The organism is Serratia sp. AR11 (genome assembly GCF_056376275.1).
The window spans coordinates 3781292-3798001 of the sequence record NZ_CM150739.1 but is presented as its reverse complement, the minus strand read 5'-3'; the positions used below and the strand labels follow the sequence as shown (position 1 = coordinate 3798001).

Genomic DNA, 16710 nt, shown 5'->3' with positions numbered 1-16710 from the left:
CGCTGATGAGGAAAAGACAACATGTGCGGTATTGTCGGTATCGCCGGTTTTATGCCGGTAAACCAGTCGATTTATGATGCGTTGATGGTGCTTCAGCACCGTGGCCAGGATGCCGCAGGCATCGTCACCATAGATGCCCACAATGGGTTCCGTCTGCGTAAGGCAAACGGTCTGGTGAAGGATGTGTTTGAGGCACGCCATATGCAGCGCTTGCAGGGCAACATGGGTATTGGCCATGTGCGCTACCCAACGGCTGGCAGCTCCAGTGCCTCAGAGGCTCAACCCTTTTATGTAAACTCGCCGTTCGGCTTGACGCTGGCACACAACGGCAACCTGACCAACGCCCATGAGCTGCGCCAAAAGCTGTTTGAAAGCGGCCGCCGCCATATCAACACCACCTCCGATTCCGAGATCCTGCTGAACGTACTGGCCAGTGAGCTGGATCGTTTCCAACATTATCCGCTGGAATCCGACAACATTTTCACCGCCGTTGCCGCCATGCATCAGCAACTGCGTGGCGCTTACGCCTGCGTAGCGATGATCATCGGTCACGGTCTGCTGGCATTCCGTGACCCTAACGGTATCCGCCCGCTGGTGATCGGCAAGCGTCAGCTTGAAGATGGCCGCAATGAATATATGGTGGCTTCCGAGAGCGTCGCACTGGACACGCTGGGCTTCGAATTCCTGCGCGACGTAGCGCCGGGCGAAGCGGTGTATATCACCGAGAAGGGCCAACTGTTCACTCGCCAGTGTGCAGAGAACCCGAAAACCAACCCGTGCCTGTTCGAATACGTCTACTTCGCTCGCCCAGACTCCTTTATGGACAAGATTTCGGTCTACAGCGCCCGCGTGCGTATGGGGCAGAAGTTGGGTGAGAAGATTGCCCGCGAGTGGGAAGATTTGGACATCGACGTGGTGATCCCAATCCCGGAAACGTCCTGTGATATCGCGTTGGAAATCGCGCGCATCCTGGATAAGCCGTACCGTCAGGGCTTTGTGAAGAACCGCTATGTTGGCCGTACCTTTATTATGCCGGGCCAACAGGCGCGCCGTAAGTCGGTACGTCGTAAGCTGAACGCCAACCGTGCCGAGTTCCGCGACAAGAATGTGCTGTTGGTGGATGATTCCATCGTGCGCGGCACCACTTCAGAGCAGATCGTAGAGATGGCGCGTGACGCCGGGGCGAAACGAGTTTACCTGGCTTCCGCTGCGCCGGAAATTCGCTTCCCTAACGTCTACGGCATCGACATGCCGAGTGCCAACGAACTGATCGCCCACGGCCGTGAAGTGGATGAAATCCGCCAGATCATCGGTGCCGATGGTCTGATCTTCCAGGACCTGGACGATCTGATTGAAGCGGTACGCGAAGAGAACCCGGACATCACCCAGTTCGAATGCTCGGTATTCAACGGTATCTACGTCACCAAAGACGTCGACCAGAGCTACCTCGAGTATCTGGAATCTCTGCGTAATGACGACGCCAAAGAAATTCGTGGTCAGACCGAAGCCGAAAATCTGGAAATGCACAACGAAGGTTAAGTTTCATTCTTGACCAAAACAGTGCACCGCGGTGTTCGCTGCGGTGCATTATTCCTCCCTGACTTGCTTATGTAGCCCCATTGCGGCAAAGTCTGCCTGATCCTATTTTTCCTTGGCAGAGGCCAGCTTTATGAAACGACTCATCATCGGTATTTCCGGCGCCAGCGGCGCAATCTACGGCGTGCGCCTGCTACAGGTATTGCGTGACGTCGCAGAGGTGGAAACCCATTTGGTGATGAGTAATGCGGCGCGACAGACGCTGTCGTTGGAAACCGATCTCAGCCTGCGTGAAGTGCAGGCGCTGGCCGATGTGGTGCATGACTCGCGCGATATTGGTGCCAGCATTTCTTCCGGCTCGTTCAAAACGGCCGGTATGGTGATTTTGCCCTGTTCAATCAAAACCTTATCCGGTATTGCCAATAGCTACAGTGACGGCCTGCTGACGCGTGCCGCCGACGTGGTGCTGAAAGAACGCCGCCGGCTGGTGCTGTGCGTGCGCGAAACCCCGTTGCATATCGGCCATCTGCGTCTGATGACCCAGGCGGCGGAAATGGGCGCGGTGATCATGCCGCCGGTACCGGCGTTTTATCATCGTCCTGCCAGCGTAGAAGACATCATCGATCAAACGGTAAACCGGGTGGTCGATCAGTTTGACATTGAATTACCGCAAGATTTATTTGCCCGCTGGCAAGGTGCCAATTAACAAATTTCTCCCCAATTTAGCACATTTGTGCAACACCGCACTGAATTAGGGCGGCGCATGCACCATAATGATCCCACTTCATCACGCTCACTGTTTCAAGGCTCTGGTATTTATCCATTGCCCGTGGCGCGGCCAACACTGGCCGATTTAATTTTGCGGTTATCGTCCCAGGAAACAGTTTTGTGAAGGCCGGAGCCGTTCCCTCCGCCTACAGCAACAAATGTGGCACGATTACTGCAAATTGATTTGGTGGAAAAGTAATGCCCGCAGTGGCATCAAAAAATCAATTTGAGGGTGATTTATGAAAAAGCTGGTTAAGGTTCTTCCTTTAGTCTTGGCTTTAAGCGCGGCAAGCAGCGCATTTGCCGCAGTACCATCAACGCTGAAGATCGGCACCGATCCGACCTATGCACCCTTTGAATCCAAAAATGCCAAGGGCGAGTTGGTCGGTTTTGATATCGATCTGGCCAAAGAGCTGTGCAAACGCATAAATACTAAATGTACCTTTGTGGAAAGCGATTTTGACGCGCTGATCCCTTCCCTGAAGGCGAAGAAAATTGACGCCATCATCTCTTCTCTGTCGATCACCGAAAAACGCCAGCAGGAAATTGCCTTCACCGACAAGCTGTATGCCGCTAACGCCCGCCTGATCGCGCCGAAAGGTTCCAAGCTGCTGCCTACCGTAGACGCGCTGAAAGGCAAGAGCGTCGGCGTGCTGCAGGGGACTACCCAGGAAGCCTATGCCAATGCCATGTGGCAGCCTAAGGGCATCACCGTCGTACCTTATCAGAACCAGGATTTGGTGTATGCCGACCTGGCATCCGGCCGTATCGATGCCGCCTTCCAGGACGAAGTGGCGGGCAGCGATGGCTTCCTGAAACAGCCTCCAGGCAAGGATTATGCTTTTGCCGGTGAATCGGTGAAGGATGACAAATTCTTCGGCGTGGGGACCGGCATGGGCCTGCGCAAGACCGATACCGAGCTGAAGGCGGCGCTGGATAAAGCCTTTGCCGAAATGCGCAAAGACGGCACTTACGACAAGTATGCGAAGAAATATTTCGACTTTGACGTCTACGGCGGTTAATGCCGCTTACCGTTCCATGTTGTGACTACGGGGCTGGCCCGCCGGCCCCGATGGTTCGGGATCCAATGACGACAGGGTGAAGTAAATGCTGCAAGGCTATTCCCAATTGATATTAGAGGGGGCTCTGGTGACGCTGGAGCTGGCCCTCAGTTCCGTACTGCTGGCGCTGGTCATCGGTTTGATCGGTGCCGGCGGCAAGCTTTCCCAAAATCGCCTGCTTTCTACCGTGTTTGGCGCTTATACCACGCTGATCCGTGGCGTACCCGATCTGGTGCTGATGCTGCTGATTTTCTACGGCCTGCAAATTGCGCTCAACAACCTCACCGAACTGCTTGGCTTCGCGCAAATCGATATTGATCCGCTCAGCGCGGGCATTATCACCCTCGGGTTTATCTACGGCGCTTATTTCACCGAAACCTTTCGCGGTGCCTATATGGCGGTGTCGAAGGGGCAGATTGAAGCGGCAACGGCCTACGGCTTCACCGGTTCACAAATTTTCCGCCGCATTCTGTTCCCTGCGATGATGCGCTTTGCCCTGCCGGGCATTGGCAACAACTGGCAGGTGATCCTGAAGGCCACGGCGCTGGTGTCTATTCTTGGCCTCAATGACGTGGTGAAAGCCACTCAATTGGCCGGCAAAGGCACCTATCAGCCGTTCTTCTTTGCGATCGTGGCCGGTGTGGTTTATCTGGTTTTCACTACCGTTTCCAATGGTGTGCTGCTGTGGCTTGAACGGCGTTATTCCCTGGGCGTCCGGAGGGCTGAGCTATGATCGAGATTTTACAACAGTACTGGCAATCGCTGCTGTGGAGCGACGGTTACCGTTTCACCGGGGTCGCCGTCACCCTGTGGCTGCTGATTTCCTCGGTGGTGATGGGCGGTTTGCTGGCGATCCCGATGGCGGTGGCACGCGTTTCCTCCATCACCTGGGTGCGTTTCCCGGTTTGGCTCTACACCTATATATTCCGTGGTACGCCGCTGTACGTGCAGCTGCTGGTGTTTTACTCCGGTATGTACAGCCTGGAAATCGTGCGTGGGACGGACTTCCTCAACGCTTTCTTCCGCAGCGGGCTAAATTGCACCATTTTGGCGCTAACGCTGAACACCTGTGCTTACACCACCGAGATCTTCGCCGGGGCTATACGCTCGGTGTCGCACGGTGAAATCGAAGCGGCCAATGCTTACGGTTTCTCACGTTTCAAAATGTACCGCTGTATCATTTTGCCTTCAGCACTGCGCACCGCGCTGCCGGCCTACAGCAATGAAGTGATCCTGATGCTGCACTCGACCGCGCTGGCGTTCACCGCCACCGTGCCGGACCTGCTGAAGATAGCGCGAGACATCAATGCGGCGACCTACCAGCCGTTCTATGCCTTTGGCATTGCAGCGGTGCTGTATCTGATCATCTCTTACGGATTAATCAGCCTGTTCCGCAAGGCGGAAAAGCGCTGGATGGCACACGTTAATCACTGATAATGACGGGAACCTACTATGTCTGAGAATAAATTAGCCGTCACCGAACTGCATAAACGCTATGGCGAACACGAAGTGCTGAAAGGCGTCTCGCTGGCGGCCAACGCAGGGGATGTGATTAGCATCATCGGGTCTTCCGGCTCCGGTAAAAGTACCTTTTTGCGCTGCATTAACTTCCTGGAGAAGCCAAGTGAAGGCGCCATCAGCCTGAACAATGAAGATATTCGCATGGTGCGCGACAAGGATGGCCAGCTTAAGGTCTTCGATAAGAAACAGCTGCAATTGCTGCGCACTCGCCTGACCATGGTGTTCCAGCATTTTAACCTGTGGAGCCACATGACGGTGCTGGAGAACGTGATGGAGGCACCGGTGCAGGTTCTGGGGCTGAGCAAGACCGAGGCGCGTGAGCGCGCGATACGTTACCTGGACAAGGTGGGTATCGACGAGCGTGCCCGTGGCAAATACCCGGTGCACCTGTCTGGCGGCCAGCAACAGCGTGTGTCTATCGCACGGGCGTTGGCGATGGAGCCGGAGGTGTTACTGTTTGACGAACCGACCTCGGCACTGGATCCGGAGTTGGTGGGCGAAGTGCTGCGCATCATGCAGAAGCTGGCGGAAGAGGGCAAAACCATGGTGGTGGTGACGCACGAAATGGAGTTTGCACGCCATGTTTCCAGCCACGTGATCTTCCTGCACAAAGGGCTGATCGAAGAGCAGGGGCCACCGGCTGAGCTGTTCGGCAATCCGAAAAGTCCTCGCCTGCAGCAGTTTCTTTCCGGCGCGTTAAAATAACGGGCTTTTGGGGCCAGATCTTTCTGGCCCCGATCGGATCCTCAGCGGGCTGCTCCCCGCTGATTAATCACATCATCCAAGGCCTGTTCCAACTCCAAAAAGCGGAAGCTGAAACCGGCTTCTTCCAGCCTTTTCGGTACCGCTCGCTGTCCACCCAGCACCAATACCGCCGCTTCCCCCATCAATAAACGCATGGCAAAGGCCGGCACGCGTAAAAACGCAGGTCGGTCGAGCACGTTGGCGAGCTGAGCGGCAAACTGTTCGTTGTGAACCGGGTAAGGGGCCACCATATTAAATGGCCCTTGCAGGGTTTGGTGATCCAGTAAATAAACGATGCCATCAACCATGTCTTCCAGGTGGATCCACGGCAGATATTGGCGGCCGTCACCTATCGGCCCACCCAGCCCAAGGCGGAATGGCGGTAACATTTTAGCCAACGCGCCGCCTTTGGCCGCCAGCACCACGCCGGTACGCAGCAAACAGACGCGAGTGGCGTCGCTTTGCGCTTGCAGAGCCAGAGACTCCCAGCGTTGGCATAGCTGATGGGTGAACTCGTCATGCGGGGCTTCGTCTTCGGTGACCACCGCCTGGCCCTGATCGCCATAGTAGCCGGTTGCGGAACCGGAAATCAGCACGCCGGGCGGAGTGCTGCTGGCATTAATCAGTTTGACCAACTGTTCGGTCAGATCCCAGCGGCTGTGGCACAGGCGTTCTTTCTGCGCTTTACTCCAGCGTTTGTCGGCGATAGGCTCACCGGCCAGGTTGATTACGGCGTCAAAACCGTCCAGCGAGGGCTGATCCTGCAGCGTTGACCAATAGCTGACCTGCTCGCCAAAGCGCTCACGTGCGCGTTGCACGTTGCGGCTCAGCACCGTAATTTGATGAGAAAGGCCCAGCAGCCGTTGCGTCAGGCTGCTCCCTATCAATCCTGTGGCGCCGGTTATCAGGACTCGCATGGTCGATTCTCCCTGAAACGGTGGTTTTCAGGCCCGGCGATAGCTCATGGTCATCGAAACCGAGTCGGCGTAGCGCAGGGCCAATAGTTTATCTATCTCCACTTCAGCATAGGTTACCCAGGCGTGTTGTTTCACGATATCGAGCACATCCTGAGTTAATTTTTCCAGCAGGGCGAAGCGGTTATCTTCCACGTGACGAATGATGGCCTTGGTGATGGTGCGGTAGTTGAGCGCGTCGTCGATGTTTTCACTGTCGCGCGCCTTATCCGCCGGGTAGTGGATCACCACGTTAATCAGGATGTCCTGACGGTTGTTGATTTCTTCTTCCTTGATACCGATGAATGTACGCAACCGCAGATTTTTTATACGAATAATGGCGTCGGGTTGACTGAATGACATCAGAGAATCTCCACAGGTCTGATTATTGGTGCTCAGAATACACGGAAAGCAGGGAAATGATAACGAGCCGGGGGAAACTCCCCGGAGGCCGGGGAGTCGGAAAATTAACCCTGCTCAGCCAGCTTGTAGGCACGCTCGGTGGCCGGGCGGTTGCTGATGCGTTCGAACCAGTTGCGTACCGCCGGATAATCCGCCAGATCGATGCGCTGACGCGGGTGTGACACTACCCAGGGATAAGTGGCGATATCGGCAATGCTGTAGTTGTCACCGCCCAGATAAGGGTGCTTTTGCAGCTCGGCTTCCAGCACCGCATACAGACGTTTGGTTTCCAGGTGATAACGTTCGATGGCGTAGGGCACCGGCTGCGGCGCGTAGTGGTTGAAGTGGTGGTTTTGCCCCAGCATCGGCCCAAAGCCCGCCACCTGCCAAAACAGCCACTGTAGCGTGGCTGCACGCTCGCGTAGCCCTTTGCTCAGCAACTTGCCGGTTTTCTCCGCCAGATACAGCAGAATTTCGCCGGACTCGAACAGACTGATTGGCGCACCGCCATCAACCGGCTGCTGGTCGACGATGGCCGGGATTTTGTTGTTGGGTGAAATGCTCAGAAAATCCGGCTTGAACTGATCGCCGGCGCTGATATTTACGCGGTGGATACGGTAGGGTAAGCCAACCTCCTCCAGAAACAGGGTAATTTTGTGACCATTGGGAGTAGGCGCGTAATACAGGTCAATCATGTTGCCTCCTGCGGTAAGGTGATCTGTAAGCCATTACACGTTGTTGCGGTCTTCGCCGCGCACAAAGGTATATCAGAGATCTTTCTATAGGGTTACCAACAATAGCAGCTAAGAATAGCAGGCTATGTGAGATTCGTCCGATGCTATCACCACAAGATGCATTACAATTTTCCGCATGTACATCTGTGGGTTGTCGCGCAGCGATGGCGCGCTAAAATAGGGCCTATTTGCTTATCAGGGACAAGGTTATGAAGCTGATATTTGCCTCGGATATACATGGTTCGCTTCCCGCCACCGAAAGCCTGTTGGCGCATTTTGAACAAAGCGGTGCCGACTGGCTGATCCTGTTGGGTGATTTGCTGAATCACGGGCCACGCAATGCGCTGCCGGTGGGGTATCAGCCGGCGCAGGTTGCCGAACAATTGAATCGCTATAGCGACAAGATCATCGCCGTTCGCGGCAACTGCGACAGTGAAGTCGATCAGATGCTACTGTCCTTCCCTATCACCGCGTCCTGGCAGCAGGTGCTATTACAAAAAAGACGATTGTTTTTAACCCACGGTCACCTTTATCATCCTTCGGCACTGCCGCCGTTATCTGCCGGAGATGTGCTGGTCTATGGACACAGCCATTTGCCGCAGGCGGAACGGCAGGGGGATATTTACTGCTTTAATCCAGGGTCGGTCAGCATTCCGAAGGGGGGCTTTCCTGCCAGCTATGGCATACTGGAGGACGGCGTTTTAAGTGTGGTCACTTTGCTCGGCGGCAAGGCTGTTGCAGAGGTGGCATTAACGCACTAATTTATACACACACAATAAAAATCTTTGAAAAACACTCATTGATTAACCAGTGCGCGGGATGCATCGCGCCAAAATAGAAGGTTTTAGAGGATGGCGGAACAGGATCAGGCTGCAGATACCGAGTGGGTTGATATCGTCAACGAGCAAAACGAAGTGATTGCTCAATCCAGTCGCCAACAGATGCGTGCCCAACGGCTGCGTCATCGTGCTACCTATATTGTGGTGCATGATGGAATGGGAAAAATTCTGGTGCAGCGTCGCACCGATATTAAAGATTTTTATCCGGGCTGGCTGGACGCCACTGCGGGTGGGGTGGTGCAGAGCGGGGAGAACGTGCTGGATTCCGCCCGTCGCGAAGCGGAAGAGGAGCTGGGCATTGCCGGCGTGCCTTTCGCCGAACACGGCCTGTTCTACTTCGAAGAAGATCAGTGCCGGGTGTGGGGCGCATTGTTCAGTTGCGTATCGCACGGCCCGTTTGCGCTGCAGGAAGAGGAAGTGGTTGAGGTGAGCTGGCTGACGCCGGAAGAGATCACCGCCCGCTGCGACGAATTCACGCCGGACTCGTTAAAAGCGTTGTCGCTGTGGTTGACGCGTAACAACGAGCAGGCTTATGGCAAGCCGCTACGCGATAGCGATGAAAATGCCTGATGTGTTCGCGCAAATAAAAAAACCGGTCAATTGACCGGTTTTTTTTATCTGATAATTCAGGAATTATCAGGCTTTGACTGCTGCAGCATCAGCCTGGGAAGACTGGATGGCGGTCAGCGCCACGGTGTAAACGATGTCGTCTACCAGTGCGCCACGCGACAGGTCGTTCACCGGTTTGCGCATGCCTTGCAGCATTGGCCCGATGGACACCAGGTCAGCAGAGCGCTGTACCGCTTTGTAGGTGGTGTTACCGGTGTTCAGATCCGGGAAGATGAACACGGTAGCCTGGCCTGCAACCGGCGAGTTAGGTGCCTTGGACTTGGCTACGTCGGCCATGATCGCGGCGTCATACTGCAACGGACCGTCGATGATCAGGTCAGGACGTTTTTCCTGCGCCAGACGGGTTGCTTCGCGCACTTTCTCAACGTCGCTGCCCGCACCTGAGTTGCCGGTGGAGTAGGAGATCATCGCTACGCGTGGTTCGATACCGAAGGCGGCAGCAGAGTCGGCTGACTGAATGGCGATCTCGGACAGCTGCTCGGCGGTTGGATCCGGGTTGATCGCACAGTCGCCGTACACCAGAACCTGGTCAGGCAGCAGCATGAAGAACACGGAGGACACCAATGAGCTGCCCGGTGCGGTTTTGATCAACTGCAGCGGTGGACGGATGGTGTTGGCGGTGGTGTGAACCGCGCCGGAAACCAGCCCGTCAACTTCGCCTTTCTCCAGCATCAGGGTGCCGAGAACCACGTTGTCTTCCAGTTGCTCACGCGCAACCACTTCGGTCATGCCCTTGCTCTTGCGCAGCTCAACCAGACGCGGCACATACTGTTCGCGGACGGCGACCGGATCAACAATCTCGATGCCTTTGCCCAGTTCAACGCCCTGAGCGGCAGCAACGCGCTGGATCTCTTCTGGATTACCCAACAGCACGCATTCAGCGATACCACGTTCGGCACAGATAGCCGCCGCTTTCACGGTACGTGGTTCGTCGCCTTCAGGCAGTACGATGCGTTTGCCGGCTTTACGTGCCAGTTCGGTCAGCTCGTAACGGAACGCTGGTGGCGACAGGCGACGTGAACGCTCGGAGGTGGCGGTCAGAGACTCGATCCACTCGGCGTTGATGTGGCTGGCCACGTAGTTCTGCACTTTCTCGATGCGCTGGTGGTCATCCGCCGGCACTTCGAGGTTAAAGCTTTGCAGGCTGAGCGAGGTCTGCCAGGTGTTGGTTTCAACCATAAATACCGGCAGGCCGGTCTGGAAGGCACGTTCACACAGTTTTCTGATAGGTTCGTCGATGGCGTAGCCACCGGTCAGCAGGATGGCGCCGATCTCTACGCCATTCATCGCTGCCAGACAGGCAGAAACCAGCACGTCAGGACGGTCTGCCGAAGTTACCAGCAGTGAACCCGGACGGAAGTGTTCCAGCATGTGCGGGATGCTGCGCGCACAGAAAGTCACGGACTTCACGCGGCGGGTCATGATGTCGCCTTCATTGACCACGGAGGCCTTCAGGTGACGGGCCATGTCGATAGCGCGGGTGGCGATCAGATCGAAGCTCCACGGCACGCAACCCAGCACCGGCAACGGGCTGTTGGCGAACAGTTGCGCCGGGTCAACGTTGGTCACGCTGGCCTTGGTGGAATCGTCGAAGATTTCGGACAGGTCAGGACGGGTGCGGCCCTGCTCGTCAACCGGAGCGTTCAACTTGTTGATGATCACGCCGGTGATGTTTTTGTTTTTGCTGCCGCCGAAGCTGCTGCGTGCCAGTTCGATACGCTCTTTCAACTGTGCAGGGGAATCGTTGCCCAGCGCCAGCACGAAGACGATTTCTGCATTCAGCGTTTTGGCGATTTCATAGTTCAGCGCGTTGGCGAACTGGTGCTTACGGGTCGGCACCAGGCCTTCGATCAGCACCACTTCTGCGTCTTTGGTGTTCTCGTGGTAGCGAGCCACGATCTCTTCCATAAGCACGTCTTGCTGGTTGGAGCTCAATAGGCCCTCAACGTAGCTCATGCGCAGTGGTTCTGCCGCCGTGATGGTGGAGTTGCTGCTGCGGATGATGGTGGTGGTCTGGTCGAGCGAATCGCCGCCAGTACGTGGCTGTGCGATAGGTTTGAATACGCTCAGGCTAACGCCTTTTTGCTCCATGGAGCGAATGACACCCAGGCTGACGCTGGTCAGGCCGACGCTGGTGCCAGTGGGGATCAACATAATAGTACGTGACACAGAATAGTCCTCTTCACGATTTAACATGAGGCTAAAACAGCACCGTCAGCCTGGGCTGACGGTGTCGGAGAGCGTTACGCGGTCAGACGGGATGCGTCTTGCGCGATGACCAACTCTTCGTTGGTCGGGATTACCAGCGCCAGGCGGCTGCCGTCTTTGGTGATGGCACCGGATTTACCGAAGCGAGCAGCCATGTTGCGCTCGTGGTCAATCTCGAAGCCCAGCAGGCCCAGTTTGTTCAGGGTCAGCTCACGCACCATACCGGCGTTTTCACCGATACCGCCGGTGAAGATGACCGCGTCCAGACGGCCGTCCATCAGCGCGCTGTAGGCACCGATGTATTTGGCCAGGCGGTGGCAGAATACGTCCATCGCACGCTTGGCGTCGGCTTTGCTTTCGTAGTTGTCTTCAACATAACGGCAGTCGCTGGTGACTTCGGTCAGGCCCAGCAGGCCGGACTCTTTGGTCAGCATTTTGTTGATTTGATCAACGCTCATGCCCAGGGAGTCGTGCAGGTGGAAGATGATGGCCGGATCGATGTCACCGCTGCGGGTGCCCATGACCAGACCTTCCAGTGGGGTCAGACCCATGGAGGTGTCAACGCATTTGCCGTTGCGCACTGCGGTAACGGAACCGCCGTTGCCCAGGTGGCAGGTGATCAGGTTGACTTCTTCAACCGGCTTGTTCAGGGCCTTGGCCGCTTCCTGGGTTACATAGAAGTGGCTGGTGCCGTGTGCGCCATAACGACGAACGCTGTGGTCGCGGTACAGGCTGTACGGCAGGGCGTACAGGTAGGATTCTTCAGGCATGGTCTGGTGGAATGCGGTGTCGAACACGGCAACGTTTTTATCCGCCAGTTTAGGGAAGGATTTCAATGCTTCAGCGATACCGATCAGGTGCGCCGGGTTATGCAGTGGTGCAAAAGGCACCGAATCTTTGATACCCTGCAGAACTTCGTCGTTGATCACGGCAGAGGCGGTAAACTTCTCGCCGCCGTGCACAATGCGGTGACCGATAGCGGTCAGCTGTGCAGAAAGCTCCGGTTTTTGTGCCAGAATAGTATTAACAATGTAGTTCAGTGCTTCGCTGTGCGCAGCGCCGGCACCCAGAGCCGCTTCGTGTTTGGCGCCGTCCATCTTCCATTTGAGGCGAGCCTCAGGCAGGTGGAAACATTCGGCCAGGCCGGAGAGGTGTTCTTCACCGTTGACAGCATCGATGATAGCGAACTTCAGGGAAGAACTGCCGCAGTTCAGGACCAGTACTAGCTTACTCGACATGGAAGTACCTACTTAAATAGTTCGTGTTGTTAAAGGAAAGACCAAAACACGTGGTGAATTAATCGTCAATCAGACAACAAGCGTAGCGCATAATGCCGTTGACATTTATGATTAACATCATGTGAATTGAACAAACCACATGACGATGAAAAAACCGATGATTTCTCTGCGGTTTAAATAATCTTGATTTTTATAGGGCTAAAAGTTGACAGAATTCTTGTCATCTTCTACCGGCCAAAAGGCCGGCTTAGGATACCGATAGCCTGAGGCAAACACAAAATAAATTTAAAGCTTCAACTTTTTTAGTATTGTGTTGGCTGTGTCCTTATTTTCTTTGTGACGTTGAGGTACGCGATGACGAGCAAACCGTCCGGTTCCGTAAGCTGGTTTCAGGTGTTCCAGCGCGGGCAGCATTATATGAAAACCTGGCCGTCAGACAAACGTCTGGCTCCGGTCTTTCCGGAGAATCGCGTTGCGAGTGCCACCCGTTTTGCCGTCCGCTTTATGCCGCCGCTGGCGGTGTTTACCCTGACCTGGCAGATTGCCCTGGGCGGCCAGCTTGGCCCGGCGATCGCCACTGCGCTGTTCGCCTGCAGCATGCCGATGCAGGGGTTGTGGTGGTTGGGGCGCCGTTCGGTCACCCCGTTGCCGCCAACGCTGCTGCAATGGTTCCATGAAGTGCGTAACAAGCTGACGGAAGCCGGCCAGGCTGTCGCGCCGGTAGAAGGTACGCCGACCTATCAGGCGTTGGCGGATCTGCTGAAACGCGCGTTCAAGCAGTTGGATAAAACCTTCCTGGATGATCTGTAACTGCAAAAATGGCCGCATTGATTGCGGCCTTGTTACCTGTTCCGGCCAATAACCCCGGTTTAAATCAAAGAACCGGTGAGTTGTGATTTCCTGCGATATTGCGCTGTGCGATGCTTCCGCCATAAGTAATTTATCGAGGAAATTATGATGGAAATGACCCACGCCCAACGGCTGATCCTGTCGAACCAATACAAGATGATGACCCTGCTGGATCCGGATAACGCCGAGCGTTATCGCCGCCTGCAAACTATTATCGAACGTGGTTTTGGCCTGCAGATGCGCGAGCTGGACCGCGACTTTGGCGAAATGAGCGAAGACGTGTGCCGCAGCATTATCAACGTGATGGAAATGCACCATGCGTTGCAGGTTTCCTGGGACAACCTGAAGGAAAAACAGGGGATTGAGGCGCGCCGCCTGGCGTTTCTCGGCTTTGATGCCGCAACTGAAGCGCGTCATCTGAGCTACGTGCGTTTCCTGGTGACCACGGAAGGGCGCTATACTCATTTCGATTCCGGCAGCCACGGCTTTAATGCCCAAACCAAAATGTGGGAAAAGTACCAGCGGATGTTGGCCATCTGGCTGTCATGCCCACGCCAGTATCATCTGAGCGCCGTAGAGATAGCGCAAATTATCAATGCCTGATTAAAAGAGGTTTCCTGTGGAGTGTAAGGGTTTTCTGTTCGATCTTGATGGGACGTTGGTTGATTCACTGCCGGCGGTAGAGCGCGCCTGGATTAACTGGGCCAAACGCCGCGGCATTAATCCGCAGGACGTACTGGATTTTATCCACGGTAAACAGGCCATTACCTCGTTGCGTCACTTTATGCCGGGAGAAAGTGAGTCGGCCATTCAGCAGGAATTTCTGCTGCTGGAGCAGGTAGAAGCGCAGGACACCGACGGCGTCACGGCATTACCGGGGGCCGCTGCCTTGCTCGATTGCCTGAATCGCCTCGACATCCCTTGGGCGATCGTTACCTCAGGGTCGATCCCGGTTGCCAGCGCCCGTCGTAATGCCGGTGGTTTGCCGCAGCCGGAGGTGTTCATTACCGCCGAGCAGGTGAAGCATGGCAAGCCGCAGCCGGACGCGTATTTGCTGGGTGCCGAGCGCCTGGGGTTGGCACCACAGGATTGTGTGGTGGTGGAAGACGCCGCCGCAGGCATTCTTTCCGGGCTGGCCGCGGGCTGCCAGGTGATTGCGGTCAATGTACCGGCCGATGCACCCAAGCTGGAGCAGGTTGATCTACTGTTAACCTCGCTTGAACAGATTGCGGTAAGTAAAACCGAGCAGGGCGCGACGATTAGCCTGGTGGCATAACCGGCCTATCTTCACCCGAATTGATTAGACCCCGCATCGGCGGGGTTTTTTTATGCTAATTTTTAAGGCCCTAGATATCTCAGTTGGATGAGGCCGTTTTGAACAGCGAATTACTGTGGGTGCTAAGTTTACTGTTGATTGCCATAGTGCTGTTCACCACCAACAAACTGCGTATGGACGTAGTGGCGTTGCTGGTGATCATTGCCTTTGTGCTGAGCGGCACGCTGACCCTGTCGGAGGCCACGGTGGGCTTCAGCGATCCCAACGTGATCCTGATCGCCGCGCTGTTCGTGATTGGTGAAGGGTTGGTGCGTACCGGCGTGGCATATCAGGTCGGTGACTGGCTGGTGAAGGTGGCCGGCAGTAGCGAAACCAGGATGCTGATGTTGTTGATGGTCACGGTGGCCGGCCTGGGGGCTTTTATGAGCTCGACCGGCGTGGTGGCGATCTTTATCCCGGTGGTGCTCAGCGTGGCGGCGCGGATGAAAATCCCCCCCGGCAGATTGATGATGCCGCTGAGTTTTGCCGGTTTAATTAGCGGCATGATGACGCTGGTGGCGACGCCGCCGAACATGGTGGTGAACAGTGAACTGGTGCGCGAGGGTATTGGCGGCTTTGGCTTCTTTGCCGTGACGCCGGTCGGCCTGGCGGTGCTGGTGCTGGGCGTGGGTTATATGCTGGTGGCCCGGCGCTGGCTGGGCAATGACGACGGTGATAAAACGCGTGAAACCTGGCAGCGACGTACCTTCCGCGATCTGATCCGCGACTATAAGTTGACCGGCCGTGCCCGCCGACTGGCGCTGCGCAGTGGCTCGCCGCTGGTTGGGCATTCACTGGACGAATTGCATCTGCGCGCCCGTTACGGTGCCAACGTGGTGGGGATTGAACGCTGGAAGCGCTTCCGGCGGGTGATGGTTAGCGCGTCCGGCAGCACCGAGCTGCGCGAAGGGGACGTACTGTTGCTCGACATGTCGGACAGCCAGGTCGATCTGCGTGAGTTCTGCAGCGAACAGCAGCTGGAGCCGATGGTTCTGCGCGGTGATTATTTCTCCGAACAGTCGCGCAACGTCGGCATGGCGGAAGTCTCGCTGATTCCCGATTCAACGTTATTGGGCAAAAGCCTGCGCGAATCCACTTTCCGCAGCCGTTATGATTTGAACGTGGTCGGTATTCGCCGCAATGGCGAAACCCTGCCGGGCAAACTGGTGGATGAGCCTCTGGCGTTGGGCGATATTCTGTTGGTGATCGGCGACTGGAAGGCGATCCGCCAACTGCAGGCGAAAACCCATGATTTTATCGTACTCAATCTGCCGGCCGAGGTTGACGAGGTGGCGCCGGCCATCACTCAGGCACCGCACGCCTTGTTCTGCCTGGCGCTGATGGTGGCGATGATGCTGACCGATGAAATCCCCAACCCGATCGCCGCGCTGATTGCCTGCCTGCTGATGGGCAAGTTCCGCTGCATCGACATGGAAAGCGCTTATAAGTCGATTCACTGGCCGAGCATTATCTTGATTGTCGGCATGATGCCGTTCGCTCAGGCGCTGCAAAAAACCGGTGGGGTGGATTTGATCGTGCGCGGGTTAATGGACGTCGCCGGAGATGCCGGGCCGCGGGTGATGCTGGTGTGCCTGTTTGCGCTGTGCGCGACTATTGGCCTGTTTATCTCCAATACCGCCACCGCCGTATTAATGGCACCGATCGCCATTGCCGCTGCGCGTGAAATGGGCGTTTCGCCGTATCCCTTCGCCATGATTATTGCCATCGCCGCTTCGGCCGCGTTTATGACGCCGGTTTCTTCGCCGGTGAACACGCTGGTACTGGGGCCGGGGAATTATAAGTTCGGGGATTTCGTGCGTATCGGCGTGCCGTTCACGCTGTTGGTGATGTTGGTCAGCGTGATTATTGTGCCCTGGCTATATGCATTTTGATTAACGGCGCAGCGTGCTGC

General features: G+C 55.9%; 17 protein-coding genes. 12 read left to right on the top strand and 5 right to left on the bottom strand.

Going from position 1 to position 16710, the window contains the following annotated elements; all coding sequences use genetic code 11:
- The first annotated feature begins 21 nt into the window (after positions 1-21).
- The 6 genes from purF (at position 22) to hisP (ending at position 5591) form a co-directional block, all read left to right on the top strand.
- The gene (gene purF / locus ACSOSI_RS17845; RefSeq protein WP_012146042.1) at positions 22-1539 is read left to right on the top strand and encodes an amidophosphoribosyltransferase; all 1518 of its coding nucleotides are present in this window, start codon (positions 22-24) and stop codon (positions 1537-1539) included.
- 130 nt (positions 1540-1669) lie between these two features.
- A complete protein-coding gene (locus tag ACSOSI_RS17840; protein WP_017893500.1) occupies positions 1670-2242 on the top strand; it encodes a UbiX family flavin prenyltransferase in 573 nt (190 codons plus the stop codon).
- Positions 2243-2543: 301 nt separating this feature from the next.
- On the top strand, positions 2544-3326 hold the full coding sequence (gene hisJ / locus ACSOSI_RS17835) for a histidine ABC transporter substrate-binding protein HisJ (RefSeq protein WP_012146040.1): 783 nt from the start codon (positions 2544-2546) through the stop codon (positions 3324-3326).
- An 85-nt stretch (positions 3327-3411) separates the two neighbouring features.
- Positions 3412-4098 carry a histidine ABC transporter permease HisQ gene (hisQ, locus tag ACSOSI_RS17830; RefSeq protein ID WP_012146039.1) on the top strand — a complete coding sequence of 229 codons (687 nt, stop codon included), beginning with the start codon at positions 3412-3414 and terminating at the stop codon, positions 4096-4098.
- On the top strand, positions 4095-4799 hold the full coding sequence (locus ACSOSI_RS17825; RefSeq protein ID WP_012146038.1) for an ABC transporter permease: 705 nt from the start codon (positions 4095-4097) through the stop codon (positions 4797-4799). Before hisQ ends, ACSOSI_RS17825 begins: the two co-directional genes overlap by 4 nt.
- A gap of 18 nt (positions 4800-4817) precedes the next feature.
- Positions 4818-5591, top strand: a complete 774-nt coding sequence (gene hisP / locus ACSOSI_RS17820; RefSeq protein WP_012146037.1) for a histidine ABC transporter ATP-binding protein HisP — start codon at positions 4818-4820, stop codon at positions 5589-5591.
- A gap of 41 nt (positions 5592-5632) precedes the next feature.
- Here hisP and ACSOSI_RS17815 read toward each other — a convergent pair whose 3' ends face one another.
- From ACSOSI_RS17815 to yfcG, 3 genes are all read right to left on the bottom strand, one after another.
- Positions 5633-6547, bottom strand: coding sequence for a TIGR01777 family oxidoreductase (locus ACSOSI_RS17815; RefSeq protein ID WP_261423517.1), 915 nt, complete (start codon positions 6545-6547; stop codon positions 5633-5635).
- Positions 6548-6574: 27 nt separating this feature from the next.
- Positions 6575-6946, bottom strand: coding sequence for a dihydroneopterin triphosphate 2'-epimerase (folX, locus tag ACSOSI_RS17810; protein ID WP_012146035.1), 372 nt, complete (start codon positions 6944-6946; stop codon positions 6575-6577).
- Positions 6947-7050: 104 nt separating this feature from the next.
- The gene (gene yfcG / locus ACSOSI_RS17805) at positions 7051-7680 is read right to left on the bottom strand and encodes a GSH-dependent disulfide bond oxidoreductase (protein ID WP_012146034.1); all 630 of its coding nucleotides are present in this window, start codon (positions 7678-7680) and stop codon (positions 7051-7053) included.
- A gap of 248 nt (positions 7681-7928) precedes the next feature.
- Here yfcG and yfcE point away from each other — a divergent pair, with 248 nt between their 5' ends.
- Together yfcE and yfcD are read left to right on the top strand one after the other, a co-directional pair.
- The gene (gene yfcE / locus ACSOSI_RS17800; protein WP_012146033.1) at positions 7929-8480 is read left to right on the top strand and encodes a phosphodiesterase; all 552 of its coding nucleotides are present in this window, start codon (positions 7929-7931) and stop codon (positions 8478-8480) included.
- 90 nt (positions 8481-8570) lie between these two features.
- Entirely contained in the window at positions 8571-9128 is a 558-nt protein-coding gene (gene yfcD, locus ACSOSI_RS17795; protein ID WP_012146032.1) for an NUDIX hydrolase YfcD, read from the top strand.
- 66 nt (positions 9129-9194) lie between these two features.
- Here the strand turns inward: yfcD and pta are convergent, their stop codons facing one another.
- Together pta and ackA are read right to left on the bottom strand one after the other, a co-directional pair.
- Complete coding sequence (gene pta, locus ACSOSI_RS17790; protein WP_026142463.1) at positions 9195-11357, bottom strand: phosphate acetyltransferase; 2163 nt, start codon at positions 11355-11357, stop codon at positions 9195-9197.
- 74 nt (positions 11358-11431) lie between these two features.
- Positions 11432-12634, bottom strand: coding sequence for an acetate kinase (gene ackA, locus ACSOSI_RS17785; RefSeq protein ID WP_012146030.1), 1203 nt, complete (start codon positions 12632-12634; stop codon positions 11432-11434).
- 354 nt (positions 12635-12988) lie between these two features.
- Between ackA and yfbV the strand changes: the two genes are divergently transcribed.
- The 4 genes from yfbV (at position 12989) to ACSOSI_RS17765 (ending at position 16690) form a co-directional block, all read left to right on the top strand.
- Positions 12989-13444 carry a terminus macrodomain insulation protein YfbV gene (gene yfbV / locus ACSOSI_RS17780; protein WP_153859660.1) on the top strand — a complete coding sequence of 152 codons (456 nt, stop codon included), beginning with the start codon at positions 12989-12991 and terminating at the stop codon, positions 13442-13444.
- 147 nt (positions 13445-13591) lie between these two features.
- Positions 13592-14086: a YfbU family protein gene (locus ACSOSI_RS17775; RefSeq protein ID WP_017893495.1), complete on the top strand. Its 495-nt coding sequence runs from the start codon at positions 13592-13594 to the stop codon at positions 14084-14086.
- Positions 14087-14102: 16 nt separating this feature from the next.
- Positions 14103-14759, top strand: coding sequence for a sugar phosphatase (locus tag ACSOSI_RS17770; RefSeq protein WP_476705886.1), 657 nt, complete (start codon positions 14103-14105; stop codon positions 14757-14759).
- A 98-nt stretch (positions 14760-14857) separates the two neighbouring features.
- Positions 14858-16690, top strand: a complete 1833-nt coding sequence (locus tag ACSOSI_RS17765) for an SLC13 family permease (protein ID WP_115184936.1) — start codon at positions 14858-14860, stop codon at positions 16688-16690.
- Positions 16691-16710: the final 20 nt, after the last annotated feature.